Source organism: Pseudoalteromonas sp. AWH4_217 (assembly GCF_056161105.1).
The window spans coordinates 1-436 of the sequence record NZ_JBSWYM010000065.1 but is presented as its reverse complement, the minus strand read 5'-3'; the positions used below and the strand labels follow the sequence as shown (position 1 = coordinate 436).

Below are 436 nucleotides of genomic sequence, written 5' to 3'. Positions count from 1 at the left end.
GCTCCTAATAAGTAGGTCGATGAAAGACATTCATCCATGAATATCATCGACATTAGTACTTCCATGTACGTCAAACCCGTTGCAGCAATGCCGCGGGTTTTTTGCGTTTGGGTTTAAAAATATTTTAGGTGAGAACGCTGACATTTCTCCATTCAAACAGGCCTACACTGCCGTCATCCCGTACTTGATGCGGGATCTACCAACAGACCACACCGTACGTATGACGAATACACCGAAACAAACCTACTCAGCACTGAAAAACAGGTTTAAATGGATCCCGCATCGCGTGCGGGATGACAACGGAGTTGTTGTTGGAGGTGTGGTAGAGCTGGGAAAACCTGGAGTCGCTGCAGGAAAGCGACACTTTACGTGTAGTAAATACGCCGGCTCAAACATACTCCTTGCTTTCATGATGTATAGAGCGATTTCTGACGAA

At 46.1% G+C, this 436-nt stretch carries 1 protein-coding gene; it reads left to right on the top strand.

Annotated elements, in window-relative coordinates; genetic code table 11:
* Positions 1 to 220: 220 nt before the first annotated feature.
* A partial coding sequence (locus ACXAH1_RS24680; RefSeq protein WP_475200334.1) for a hypothetical protein occupies positions 221 to 436 on the top strand: 216 nt, incomplete at its 3' end.